Source organism: Methanoregula sp. (genome assembly GCF_049686655.1).
Lineage (GTDB): Archaea > Halobacteriota > Methanomicrobia > Methanomicrobiales > Methanospirillaceae > Methanoregula.
Genome location: NZ_JBAVIG010000016.1, coordinates 25,842 through 39,389 on the forward strand (window position 1 = coordinate 25,842; position 13,548 = coordinate 39,389).

Here is a 13,548-nt window from a genome sequence, read left to right on the forward strand (position 1 = left end):
TTTTTTTATGCACATCCTGGTACTGGACACAATTCACGGCGGGAAACAGCTCAGTGAAGCCTTTGCATCCCGTGGCGATCTGGTAGATCTCGTGGACGTGTACCGGGGACAAAGTATCGTGGATGTCCGGACTGCCCTCTCCCGAGATTATGATCTCATTGTTGCTCCAATCCACCTCGACCCGGATCACCCGCTCCTGAAACATGCACAGGTACCGGTGATCACCCATCACGAAGCCGTCCGACAGCTGCTGGGTGACGACCTCCCGCAGCCCATGATTGAGATCACGGGTGCCCGGGGCAAAACGACCACCGCACACGCGCTGGCATCGCTGCTTCCGGGAAAAGGCATCCTGCATACTTCGACTGGAACATTCCGTTTCCCGGAGAAGAACTGGATATCGAGAAGCAGTATCACCCCAAGCTCAGTTATTGCTGCAGTAAAACTCGCACGTGAGATCCATGGCTGGCTGATTGTAGAGGAATCGCTGGGAGTCACCGGGGCCGGAACGCTTGCGATAATCACTTCTGATGAAGATTATACGTTCGCTGCCGGGAAGAAGCATGCAATCACCGCAAAACTGGCTTCGGCCAGACACTGCAGGCACCTGCTCCTTGCTGAAGGAATACGGGCAGATTTCCGGGATGGTGTGATCCATATCGATGATGTTGCCTCCTGTGACGGCACGGAATGCACCATAACACTTGACGGTAAAGTACACCGGTTCACCAACCCCCTGCTGGCCCTCCCGGCGTACAATGCCCCGCTCCAGCTTGCCTCTGCCGCGGCGCTGCTCCTCGGCATCGACCCGTCGCCACTTGAATCGTTTGCTGCACTCACCGGCCGGATGGCAGTCTCCTACGACAACAGTATTTTTGTACTGGATAATGCGAACAGCGGTACGAATCTCATCACGACAATAGATGCAGCCCGGTATGCCCGTAATGCATCCGGCAGTGCGGAAGTGACGCTCGTGATCGGACAGCAGGAAGGTGATGGGGCAGTATGTGAAGGTTTCCTGCCGGACCAGGTACTGGCTGCTGTAGAAGCGATCAGCCCGGTAAACCTGATCTGGGTAGGCCGGTTCCCGGAACCCGGGTCTACCGAATATATCCGTCTTGGCCCGCTGGTTACCGCCCATGTGCAGACGCTCGATGAGGGACTTGCCCTCGCCAAGAGAAGAACTCCCCGGGGATCCATTGTCCTCGCGGTCAAAACCTGGAGATGATATCCGTGAAATACATGCACCCCCGCCCAAGCTCGATCGTCGCCGCTCTGTACACCGCCCGCGATCTCAACGTGGATGTCGCGATCCTGCATGGCCCTTCCGGCTGCTCGTTCAAGCACGCCCGGCTGCTTGAGGAGGACGGGATGCGGGTCCTGACCACATCGCTTTCTGACAATGAGTTCATCTTCGGCGGCCAGAAACCTCTGGAGGACGCGCTGCGGTATGCCGAGGATCACTTTAAACCACAGCGCATGGCGGTTGTGGGTACCTGCGTTGCGATGATCATCGGTGAAGATCTTCAGGCAGCGCTCGACGGGGCGGGTGTGACCACCCCCACGATCGTCGTGGACATTCATGCCGGATATATCGAAAATATCGCCGGTGTTCTCACCACCCTGGAAGCCGCGGAGAAGGCTGGCTGGATCTCGCCAGAGGAACTTACCCGGCAGCGTTTTTTGATGGAGAAGGCAAACGAAGTCGAGCGCGTGAGAGGTGCAGCTTCGAAATCGTATATCGAGGCTTCCCGGGGGGATCTCAAGCATAGGGCCGGTCAGGAACTCATGCAGCGTGCGCTCAGTGGGGCAAAGGGAGTCGCGATCATGAATGCAAAGAAAGAAACTGCTTACATGTTTGCCGATGAACTGCTTGCGCTCCATGATGTCTGCCCTGATGCCGATATCACTTATATTGCAAATCTCGAACAGCGTGGCCTGCCTAAGACCCGGGCCGATGCGCAGCGGATATCTGACGAGCTGGCAAAACGCGGGCTGGAACCGGAATTTATCGGGGCGCTTGATGAATACGGTGCGAATGGTGACGTGCTTGGCAGACGGCTCCGGCAACTTGCACCCTCGTTCGCGCTTATCGTGGGTGTCCCTCATGCGATCCCTCCTGAATACACTGACGGAATCGAGTGCTTCTCGATCACCAATGGTCCCCGTCAGGTCGCACCTCTCCGGGAGATCGGCCATAAGCACGTGGTGGTGGAGATAGATCTCCATCCAAAAACACTTGGTGTCCGCGAGATTGTTGAAAGTGAATTCGGGGCCGTGCTCCGGAGCCTTTCATGAAAGCAATCCTGATCACCGGTGACCGTTCCGGCAGCGGCAAGACCAGTATTACACTTGCCCTTACTGCTCTCCTGGCAAAAAACCTGAAGGTCCAGACATTCAAGGTCGGCATGGATTATATCGATCCTTCGTACCTTGCTGCAGTATCAGGCAGGCCCTGCCGGAACCTTGACAGTTTTACACTGAACCAGCACCAGATCCGGGATATATTCCGGTTTGGGTGCCGGGGGGCAGACATTGCTCTCGTCGAAGGTGTCCGGGGACTGTATGAAGGAGCCGAGGCACTTACCGATACCGGGAGCACGGCTGCAATAGCAAAAGAGCTGGACCTTCCTGTTGTTCTCGTCGTTTCGGCGCAGAGCATCACGCGCAGCGCGGCTGCCCTCGTGAAGGGTTTCCAGTCGTTTGATCCCGGGATCAGGATTGCTGGTGTTATCCTTAACAACATCAAAGGAGGATCACATAAATCCAAGGCCGTAACCGCGATCGAACACTACTGCAAGATTCCCGTGATCGGCGCCATCCCCAGGATGGAAGAGATGCAGCTGGCCATGCGCCATCTTGGTCTTGTGCCCTACCGGGAAGGATCCGGCCGGGGCGATTTCGACGCCCGCATCGCCACGATCACGGATATCATCGGCCAGTACGTGGACCTTGACCGGCTCCGGTCCCTGATGAAGGAGATCCCGGATTCCGGGAATGAACCGACGCTCTTTGACCAGATCCCGCCCTGTGATGTAAAAATTGGCGTGGCGCTCGATGAGGCATTTAACTTCTATTACGCTGACATGTTCGATATCCTCACAACTCTCGGGGCAGGGACTGTTCCATTCAGTCCTGTTCATGACCGTCTGCCGGATGCGGACGGGTTTATCATCGGCGGGGGATATCCGGAACTTTTTACCCGCGAGCTCGAATCCAATGACCGGATGCGTGAAGCCCTGCGTGAGACCTCCCGGAATAAGGTCCCTGTCTATGCGGAATGCGGCGGGCTGATGTACCTCACGGAACGCATGCTGCTGAAGAAAGGCTGGCAGGGAAGAGAGGAGGGGTGCAGCTCTGAGATGTGCGGTGTGTTTGCCGGTGAAACCCGGATGCCGGCACGTCGTGTTGTCAGTTATGTTGAAGGGACCAGTTGTGCGGAGTCTCCCCTGGGCAGTGCACAGTTCCGCGGGCATGAGTTCCATTATTCCGAAGTGGTGCTCCCCACAGGAACCCGGTTTGCATACAGGCTTTCCCGGGGAGTTGGTATCCTTGACAATCGTGATGGTGCTGTCATCAACAATACCCTCGGGAGTTATACCCACCTCCACCCGGTAGCGAGTACCGGGATGTTCAGGCATTTTGTCGGTCTGTGCCGAAAACAAAAGCATTCGGGATGATTTTTTATGCAAAAGAAAAAACTACAAAACCCACGACACCCCATCATCATCTATGATTATTTACCTTGATGGAAAGTATCTCCCGGAGGACCAGGCCCGTGTTTCGGTCTTCGACCACGGTTTCCTCTACGGTGACGGCGTGTTTGAAGGCATCCGCGCGTATCACGGAAGGATCTTCCGGCTGAAAGAGCACCTGGACCGGCTCTACGATTCGGCGAAGACGATCGATCTGCACCCCCCCATCACCAAGGAAGAGATGACTGATGCGATCTGCGAGACGCTGCGCAGGAACGACCTGACTGACGCCTACATACGACCGATTATTACCCGAGGTGTCGGTGATCTCGGCCTTGACCCCCGAAAGTGCCCGAAGGCCTCGGTCGTCATCATTGCAGTTTCCTGGGGCGCAATGTATGGTGACCTGTACGAGAAAGGTCTCAAGGCAGTAACCGTTTCTGTGCGCCGCAACCCGGCAGAATGCATGCCGCCGAATGTCAAAAGCCTCAACTATCTCAACAACATCCTCGCCAAGATTGAGGCAAATTACAAAGGAGGTGACGAGGCAATTTTCTTTGACACGAACGGGTATATCTCGGAAGGATCCGGTGACAACCTCTATATTGTCAAGAATGGCGAGATCATCACCCCCCCGACCCTCAACAACCTCCGGGGCATCACCCGGATGGTCCTCCTTGAGATCTCAAAGTCCCTTGGCATCACGGTAAAGGAACAGAATATCGGGTACTTCGACCTGTACACGGCAGACGAAATGATCTGCACCGGTACCGCTGCCGAAGTTGCACCGATTACCTGGGTTGACGGGCGGACCATCGGGTCCGGGAAACCCGGCCCGGTGACCCGGCAGCTGATGGCGGCATTCAAGGCAGTGACGGAAAAAGAAGGGTACCCGATCAATAAAAAATAAGATTCTCTTTTTGTCCGGGACAAGAGCTGCGATCCCGTGGTCCTTAAAAAAAAATACGGATACGATTTTGGTCTGTCTATTCAATCCGCAGGATCTCCGGGAAGAAGAGCCGGAGCAGTTGATCGAGGTGGATAAACGCCATTTTGTGATCGATATAGACCCGGAACGACTCTCCGCTGCGGGTCTTGAAACTGATATACCCGGCAAACAGCAGGGGTTTTTTCATCTCGATGGTGACGATATCCTTTCTCCAGATCTCAATCACTTTCTCTTTTTCGAGTTCCTGGATGGACCGGGAACGGGTGTCAACGGTAGTGCCGAACAGTTCATCCCTGATGAAGGCCCCGAACTGAACCCCGTCGGGGTGCTCCGCATTGAGTTTAGGATTGTGGATGATGAACAGTCTCTGATCCGTAGCATAGACCCCGTATCCTCCGGTGGAGGATCCGATGGCACCTGCAATTGCGCCGGCTACACCCTCGCCAGGAACTTTCACCGTGATACTGGAGATCCCGCCGATATAGGTCTCCTCCTCATAAATTCCCATAATCGCCTTCATGCTGGGCTGTTCACTGACAAGGATTGACTGGATGGACCCGATGATCGCACCTTTTGGATCGTAAATACCAGTCCCCTTCCCCCAAAGCAGCATCGACTTACCATGGATCGTGACGCTCTCAAGGCTCCCGATGTAGGTATCTCCTTCACGGGTGATGGCAGGAACATCACCGGCAATCGGGGTGTCCGGGGGCATGATGATGTAATCGATCAGCATGGGTTTTCGCGTACCATAGAATGGGATGGCGTACTCGTAATCTCCTTTTCCAATCATATCCGGGGCAGTGATACCGGTCAGCGTGCTGATCGCATTGTTCCATGCAATCACTTTTCCTGTTATATCGACAGCAAAGATGGGGTACGGGACTACCTTTATGGAAGCGGAAAGGTCATTCCATTTTCCGGCACTGGTCGTTACTGACGGGAATAATGAAGGAGCTGCGGGCAGGGGTGGAAGTTTCGGTAGACTGGTATTTATATTACGGGAGATGCCCTGGAGGGGATCATCGAGCTGAAGTTTGCCAACCAGTTCAAAGGTCCGGACTTCGTCCAGCCACTCCATATCCGCAGAATCAATCTCGGTTGTTTCGCCCCGGATGATATCAGGGTAGAATAGTTTGAGCAGTTGTTCGAGATGGACGAAGGCTTTCCGGTGATCTACGTAAATCCGGAATGAGCCCCCTGTTTTTGTCCGGATGATCAAAAAGCCGGAGAAGAACCTGGGCGTTTTCATCTCAATTGCAGCGATGTCCTTGCGCCATACTTCGAATACCTTGTTCTTATCCAGTTCGGCAATCGATCGCGGTCGCATATCCACGCTGGTGCCGAAAAGTTCATTCATGAGGAAGTCGGAGAACTGCATTTCTTCGGAACGTGACGCGTCCAGGTTGGGATTATGGACGACAAACAGCCGGTGATCCGTGGCATAGACGCCGTATCCCCCGGTGGCAGATCCGATTGCGCCGGCGATCGCGCCAGAGAATCCTTCGCCCGCTACTTTGAGGATGATGCTCGAGATCCCGCCAATGTAATGCTCGGTGTCCTCTTCCTCCCCGGTACCGTCCTCCAGGAATTGCCCGCTGACGAGAAGAGACTGGATTGCAGCAATCGTTTTTCCGGCAGCATCATGGATCATGGTCCCTTTGCTTCCGATCTTCACTGTTTTTCCGCGGATGGTAACCTCTTCCACATCCCCGCTGAAACTGTCCCCCTCGCGGTTTATCTTTGGTAACCGTGATGTATCTACATGGGCGGGATCGAGGATATAGTCGATCAACATCGGCCGTGCTTCGCTATAGATAGGAAATGCATAGGCATAATTGCCCTGGCCGATCATGGTCCTTGCATCAACACCTGTCAATTCGGCAATGGCATGATTCCACGCAATAACCTTCCCGTCAAGGTCGATGGCGAAGATCGGGTACTGTATCATTTCAACGGAATCGCCAAGATTACATAATTCTGCCGGCTTCATAACACCAGTGGCATCGGCAGTATTGACAGCATCCTGGACCGAGCCGCATTCTGTACTGACAGAACCCTTGGGAAGAATATCATTCAGTCGGACGACGTAAGAGAGATCCCTGCCCTGAGCAAGGTATTCGGTAACGTTCCCTGCCTCGTCAAAAAATCCCCGGTATCCCCATTGATAGAGATGTCGCTTTCCCTGCTGGTCAAGTACATTATGCTCTATGTATGTGCCGGCATTCTCCGGTGTAAGGGATTTCACGAGTTTTCGGATCTCGTCCTGCTCTTCTTCCGGGATTATTGCCAGGAAATTACCCGGTGTTGCGCTTCCTGTAAACCGGTTAAATGCCTCGTTTGCAAGTGTACAGGTCCCGTCCGGTGAAAAGCAGCAGAGCAGGTCCTGCTGCTGCTCGACCAGTGAACGGTACCGTGTGTCCTGGTCTGCGACCGGGACCGTGCGGGAACGATCGCGGCGCCTGACCTGGACTGAATTCCGGATAAAATCACGGACTTTCGGAAGTTCCTGCAGGATCTCGACACCTTTCTGGACATAATAATTTCCACCGTTGTTCAGCGTCTCGATAGCGACCTGGGCCAGGTGCCGTCCGGTAAACATGACGAAGAGTGCGGGATCGTTTTGTGACCGGATTTCTTTAAGGAGCGTGATTCCGTTAATATCCGGCATCGTGTAATCGGCAATGATTGCATCGAACTGGTACTGGCCGATAAGGGACAGCGCCTCAGAACCACTGCTGCAAGTGAACAGGGAAAAATCCGGGTCACGCTCAAAAAAAATTTTGAGCGCATCCAGCACCCATGGGTCGTCATCGACACAGAGAAGTGATATCGGTTGCGTATCCGTCGATAGTGTGCTCATGCGATGATCGTTCCTGCGTCCGGTTCTGCCAGATATATGATTTGGTGGATATAAGGTTGTATATTGCCTGCCTGAAAAATCAACGGGAAGCAAAGCAAAGTTCCTCACTTCACAGTCAAGATCACTCATTCCCGAAACTATTTATGATTTGTCAAACTTGACGCTAATCAAAACCCCAGATCTGACGTTTATTTGCGGGTATCGTAATAAATTATTCAATTGGTGCATATATCGTGAGACTTGATCATTCCCGTGGATAATGTATCAATTCCTGTTCTTCCATAACCTATTTATGACGTGACGAGAAAGTAAATAGAGCAACGTGCTGCTATAGTGTAGTCCGGCCAATCATGCGGGCCTTTCACGCCCGCGACTGGGGTTCGAATCCCCATAGCAGCATCTCGACCGCTGGTTAAAATCCCTAAACCTGAGGATGCCTTTTTCCATAAGCTCGGTAACCCGGGTGACATGGCAGTACCGCGCTCGCAACTGGCACCTTCCCGGCATGTCCGATCTTTTCATAATACAAAGGGTGCCTACGCGGACCATTCAATCACCCACCCTGTAGAAAAAGGCCGACTCAGTGCCGAAGATGCCCGGCTGATACGGGACTTTATCGCAGAGATAAAGGCAACTCATGGCATAGGTGTCGGACGGGCCAACAAACTTATTTTCACTCTGGTGACTTGGCGAAAGTTCATCGGGCCGTTCAGGGCGAACACTATCGCTGATATTTACCGGGGGATTGAGGCGATGAGAGACGCCCGGAACGAGGGTGTACCGTATAAGCAAAACACCCAAAGAGACTTTTTGCTCATTCTGAAGCGATTCTCGAAGTGGCTGATTGCAAATGGACACTCGGCTCTCCGCGAAGAGAAGATTGCCAAGATCAAGGCTCCCCGGTCTGACCGGATGACCAAGACCGCACAGCAGATGCTTACGGAAGAAGAGGTCCGGGCCATGATCGATGCCTGCCAGAATTCCCGTGACCGTGCAATTATAGCGACGATCTACGAAGGAGGTTTCCGCGTCGAGGAGATAGGCAGACTCACATGGGGACAGGTAAAATTCGACGATTACGGTACCGTCGTGAACGTCGACGAGAAAACCGGGAAGCCGAGATATGTCAGGCTCCTCGCCGCCACCCAATATCTCATTCAGTGGAAGAACGATTTTCCCTTCGAAGCAACGCCGGATGCCCTCGTTTTCCTATCCAACCAGAAACTTCCTCTCCAGTATCCCGCCGTTGCCAAGCAATTCAAGATAATTGCGGCACGGGCAGGAATCCGGAAAAAAATTACTCCGCATTTGTTCCGGCACTCTCGTATCACGGCGATGATCCGGGAGGGATATAGTGAGTCGACCGTAATGAGACAAATGTGGGGATCCCTTAATTCGACGATGTTTCCGACATATCTTCACCTGACCGACAATGATACCGATAATGAAATTTTCGAAAGGCAAGGTATTCGGCGCCCCGAGGCACACCGGTGTGACGCGCTGGCCGTGAAACAGTGTGTCAGCTGCAATACCGTCAACCCGTCCACCTATAATTTCTGTAAGACGTGCGGTGAGCCGCTGGATGAAACAGCCCGCTTGAGTCTTGAACGATTGAAAAAGGATATTGAACAAACACCGGAATACAAGATGATTCTGAGTATGGCCCGCCAGAAACTTATTGCAGGCACCTAATTTTTTTCACTACCTCTTGTCCGATTTTTTATAACAGTTTTCGATGCAGAGCCTATGCCCGGAATCTGTCCTGACGCCGTATTAATAGGAGAGCTGCCCCTTAACAATTTACTAAATTTATTGTAGAGTTCCTCCCAGTCCCTTACAGTTTTCTCCGGGGACTCCTGTTTGGTTTTATCTGGTTTTGTCCGTTCGATAATTGTATTGTAATCCTTAAGGATATCGTCGAAAATGGAGGGGACTTGACCATCGTTACCCTTTGTTGCATCGATGCATCTCGCGAGATTCTGCATTGTGGTAAAAGACTGAATATAGTTTATGGCCTTGATTTTATCCCGGGCTGACTTTCCTTTAATCTCATTTAAGACCTTGAGAGAATCTACCGAAAGATCTTCTGAAGTCATCGATGTACCGTGATCTAAACACATACAGTCAACAAAAAGATCGTAAAAATTACATTTTCTTGTGAACGATGCAAGAATGTCAGGATTTAAGCCAGGTGTCTTTATGGTTGGAATTGCAGGCCCAAGAAACGCGCCTAAGTTTGCAGTGAGGTTAATATTTCCTCGGAGAAAGAAATTAACCATTGATGACGACGTCCCCACAATCTTTTTTATGTCTCCGATAAATTCATCGTCTTCTCGAAATTCTGGCATTCGCTCACTCATGAGGAATTGAATGAACCACGTCGATTCTGAAAACTCAGGGCGACTTGGTGAAAAAGTTTTGTCGTTATAGATAAGGCCGATTGTGGCAAGATCCCTCTTTATTCGGTATTCCAAGGTTTCAGGAACCTTCTCAATGTAATTCCATTTCAGAACGAGTTTTTTAATCTGGCGATGAACATTTGGACACTTATCAGAACCCTTTTCACGATAACCGCAGGCGTCTCCAATCTCACTTTCAGTGAGTGCCTCGTTTCTCAGAAGCGCAGAGATAATTTCATTGTGAATTTCATTACGCTTTTTTTTGCCCTTATTATTTGGCGCGCCTGTCAATTCCGACTCAATTTTCTTTGCGTTTTGATTGATAGGGTGATCGGTGTTGCCGTCATTCATCATGCCAACAGCTCTTGATAAAATGTGTTTAGTCAATGAAGCATTAACGAACAGATGTTACTTAAATCTGTTCAGTACGAAATACAGAGTTTTGATATTCTGTTTAGTAAAATCAGTTTAAACGAACCAATCGCCGAATTACTGTTAAATTGGCTTTATTTTCCCAATCAACCCATTGTGGTTCGGGTGTATTTTTGGACAAGAGCATTCCTCGAAGGAAGGTAAGCGAGGACCAACTCGCACACCTTTCCGAGATTCATCGGATGGTCGCTGAATTGTATATTGCCGATCACCGATGGGAGCTTGTCGAGACCACACCCGCTTCTGCCGGTGGCAGGAAGAAATCAAAGTAAACCGGGGGGGATTAGGTTTGTCAACAGCACTTCGCGGGTTCGCATCTTCAACAAGAGAAGCACTGGCAGCACTTCTACAGCGATTCGGTAGTTCAGAATTTTATTTCCGGGAAGCACTTGATGAATGCAACATAGATCCGAAGGTGTTTGCAAAACTGCGTGCTGACGCTGTTCTTGTGAAGATTGGCAAGCATTGGCCTGCACGATGGAGGATTGCCTGTCAGTATCTTACAGAAACGCCCGAATCTACAACCCAACCGGTCCATAACTAGGTGAACATTATGGTTGAACGACAAGACAAAAATGAAATTACACTTCGGTGTAAGATGTTGGACCCAAACAATCCAACCATGTTGAGCTGTCGGATAGTGCGAAACTCCGTTTCCCCGGTGTCAGAGGAATCGGTAACGGCGCCGACTTCCGATCAATCCATGTCGGATGCAAGAATAACACCATCTTATGATGCAGGCGATCCCAGGAAGCAGGACTATGAAGAATTTATTGTACGCAAGGTGGAACGGGACGGAAAAACAGTCTTTGAACCAACCGGCCCCAGCGAGGGCATTGACCCTCGCGGGAAGGAAATAATGACTCCTGACGAGACCCAACAACCGGATCTTACAAAAGTGAGCAGCAGATTATCCGGTCTGAAGACTTGCGATGGAAGAAAATGTTTCGTCTCTAAACCAGTTTTATCACGACGGGATAAACCGGGTTCCCGGAATGAAACAAAGGGGGACGGAGAATGAACCCCCGTTCAACAAGTTTTACGTTAGGCTCCTAGTTGCCTTGAATATTTGAGGTATTACCATGGCTATCAAATGTCCTTATTGTGATAAAAAGTTGAAAGGTGTCAAAGCGGTTTACGGTCACTGGTCTCATTGCCGAGAGTACAAAGATTTCATCAAAAAGCACGGTAAAGAAGCTCGTCGTCCATTTAAGTGGATAGGGTACACGCAACGTCACCCTAAAAACTGGATCGACAAGCAACCAACTCAGAAACCAATAAGGAAACAAGGAGCATCTCCTTCATCGAAATCTCCTCATGCTCTGACGCCCCCGTTATCAATACAGGTAAAAAATAAATAAAATTATGTTTTTAATCCCAATTTTACCAGTCTGGATTCAATTGCTCTGATTTTTCTTTGAAAGATAGACGCCAATTCTTCATCAGATTTACCTGCTTTAAAAAGATTTTTAAGGTTCTCATCGTCTTCAGGATTCCATTTTGCATAAGCCTTGGGATAGATACCACGGATTTCATCAAAAGTATAGGCTCCCTTTTTTTCAAGTATTGAAGTTCTTTCAATTTTTTTTGCTTTAAATGACTTAGATAAGTCAAAAATGGAAAAATCTTGAAAAATTTTCACGTTTTCAGCGAGCGTCCACTGATAACATCCTGAACAGGGAATCTTTTTTTGGTTTCTCCATTCCTTTGAATATTCATAATGGCCTGAATATTGTCCATTTATTGTCGGATAACCGAAGGCATCTCCATAAGGCCATTTTTTAATTTCAATTCTTTCGACAACGGTATAATATTGTCCAGACACGCTTCTACGACGGACGGCAAAGGGAACTTTTTCGTCGTTCTCTTTCCAGATCTGAAAGATGTTTTTTAAACGCTTAATTGGGACTTTTTCCTCAACCCAATTATCCAAAGTAGTTTCTATCATACCTCGACCTTTTCAAATTAATCTTACTACACGGTGTTTTTTCCCACGGGCGAGTAACTGTCCTGTTTGTTTCAATTCTCATCCCCCAACTAAGTTTCCGTGTTCTCATTCAATTTTATTTCCCGTATCTTTCTTCTTTTAAGAACCAATCCATGTAATTTTCTAATTATACCCCATATAAGAACCAAAAATCCCCCAATGATCACGATAATTCCTACAAATAATGGAATGTCATAAGATCCATTATCCGGATTTAGACTCATCGACATATTTTCTGTAGAGTTTGGAAAGAATTCTTGCTCCTGAAATTTTGGTATTGGGATATAACCACTACCAAAATTTGTTGCCCGGATTTTATAGCGGTTCGATTCTCCAAGCTGGATAGATTCCGCGGTCTGATTACCAGATGAAGTTATCACCCGGAAAAAAAGGTCAATCCAGGTTTTCTTTCCATTATCGTATTTGGAGACACTCATCAGATTTGAAGAATTAAGTAACACTGTGACACTGACTGGCTGCGTATATTCCGAGGTAAGGTCCTCATTTGTCGAAACTACGGTAACACGAGATATATTCCAGCTCCAGATACCTTCGAAATTCTTCGGGTCGCCAAACCATTTACTCCGGTAATCGGGATTTCTCTGAAATATCTCAACCAGCGTCGGATCAAAATACGTCCAAGAGTTATTTATTTTGACTTCCACCCAAGCGTGATCTTCGCCGGTTGTTTGCACCATCCTCGATTCGATGTGTCCCTGGTTCGAAATATAATTAAAAAGTGTTGCGAGTTCCCCACATGCTCCACAATGGAAATAGGTTATCCAGTTCGGATCATTCGTAAATGGGGATATAAACGCACGTATTTTGATTGGTTGTTGATTGGATGCATTGAAGTATATAGGATAACGACCATCTCCATAGAGTAAAAAATCTCCAAAATCCAGAGAGAAATTTGGTTTGACTCCGTAAATGTTTGTAAAATTCTGTTCTTCCCAGTCAGAGATTATATTCACTTTTGCCTCAGTTGTGTTTAGTGACTGGGCTTTCTCTAAGACTTGGTTGATTTCGAACTCTCCTCCGGGTTGAACAATAACAACATAATAGGGGATGACATACACCTCCGGAATGAAAGCAATAACAAATAAAATTAGAAGGCAAAATTTTATTGTTTTACGTGAATTAGGCGTGATCTTTTTATCGAGAAAATCTTCTAATGCTGTGTAACTATTTTGAATTTTTTTGAGATGTGGGTGCATATTGTC

General features: G+C 49.4%; 10 protein-coding genes and 1 tRNA gene. 7 read left to right on the plus strand and 4 right to left on the minus strand.

Annotated elements, in window-relative coordinates:
• Window positions 1–7: 7 nt before the first annotated feature.
• From cfbE to ilvE, 4 genes are read left to right on the plus strand one after another with little or no spacing between them, the layout of a single operon-like run.
• The gene (gene cfbE / locus WBL42_RS01820) at window positions 8–1,228 is read left to right on the plus strand and encodes a coenzyme F430 synthase (RefSeq protein ID WP_424719555.1); all 1,221 of its coding nucleotides are present in this window, start codon (window positions 8–10) and stop codon (window positions 1,226–1,228) included.
• A 5-nt stretch (window positions 1,229–1,233) separates the two neighbouring features.
• The gene (gene cfbD, locus WBL42_RS01825; RefSeq protein ID WP_424719556.1) at window positions 1,234–2,298 is read left to right on the plus strand and encodes a Ni-sirohydrochlorin a,c-diamide reductive cyclase catalytic subunit; all 1,065 of its coding nucleotides are present in this window, start codon (window positions 1,234–1,236) and stop codon (window positions 2,296–2,298) included.
• Complete coding sequence (cfbB, locus tag WBL42_RS01830) at window positions 2,295–3,680, plus strand: Ni-sirohydrochlorin a,c-diamide synthase (RefSeq protein ID WP_424719557.1); 1,386 nt, start codon at window positions 2,295–2,297, stop codon at window positions 3,678–3,680. Before cfbD ends, cfbB begins: the two co-directional genes overlap by 4 nt.
• 52 nt (window positions 3,681–3,732) lie before the next feature.
• Window positions 3,733–4,605 carry a branched-chain-amino-acid transaminase gene (gene ilvE / locus WBL42_RS01835; protein WP_424719558.1) on the plus strand — a complete coding sequence of 291 codons (873 nt, stop codon included), beginning with the start codon at window positions 3,733–3,735 and terminating at the stop codon, window positions 4,603–4,605.
• Between the two features lie 76 nt (window positions 4,606–4,681).
• Here the strand turns inward: ilvE and WBL42_RS01840 are convergent, their stop codons facing one another.
• Entirely contained in the window at window positions 4,682–7,507 is a 2,826-nt protein-coding gene (locus tag WBL42_RS01840) for a PAS domain S-box protein (protein WP_424719559.1), read from the minus strand.
• 324 nt (window positions 7,508–7,831) lie between these two features.
• Between WBL42_RS01840 and WBL42_RS01845 the strand changes: the two genes are divergently transcribed.
• Window positions 7,832–7,906 (plus strand) — tRNA-Glu (locus tag WBL42_RS01845).
• 69 nt (window positions 7,907–7,975) lie between these two features.
• Window positions 7,976–9,199, plus strand: a complete 1,224-nt coding sequence (locus WBL42_RS01850; RefSeq protein WP_424719560.1) for a tyrosine-type recombinase/integrase — start codon at window positions 7,976–7,978, stop codon at window positions 9,197–9,199.
• On the opposite strand, the gene WBL42_RS01855 is transcribed toward WBL42_RS01850, so the two are convergent.
• Window positions 9,196–10,293 (minus strand): hypothetical protein, encoded by a 1,098-nt coding sequence (locus tag WBL42_RS01855; protein ID WP_424719561.1) that lies wholly within the window; start codon window positions 10,291–10,293, stop codon window positions 9,196–9,198. The genes WBL42_RS01850 and WBL42_RS01855 overlap by 4 nt on opposite strands.
• Before the next feature lie 748 nt (window positions 10,294–11,041).
• On the opposite strand from WBL42_RS01855, the gene WBL42_RS01860 reads away from it, so the two are divergent.
• On the plus strand, window positions 11,042–11,359 hold the full coding sequence (locus tag WBL42_RS01860) for a hypothetical protein (RefSeq protein WP_424719562.1): 318 nt from the start codon (window positions 11,042–11,044) through the stop codon (window positions 11,357–11,359).
• Window positions 11,360–11,701: 342 nt separating this feature from the next.
• Here WBL42_RS01860 and WBL42_RS01865 read toward each other — a convergent pair whose 3' ends face one another.
• Both WBL42_RS01865 and WBL42_RS01870 read right to left on the minus strand, forming a co-directional pair.
• Complete coding sequence (locus WBL42_RS01865) at window positions 11,702–12,286, minus strand: hypothetical protein (protein WP_424719563.1); 585 nt, start codon at window positions 12,284–12,286, stop codon at window positions 11,702–11,704.
• 89 nt (window positions 12,287–12,375) lie between these two features.
• Window positions 12,376–13,548 (minus strand): transglutaminase domain-containing protein (locus WBL42_RS01870; RefSeq protein ID WP_424719564.1); only part of this gene is annotated, 1,173 nt, incomplete at its 5' end.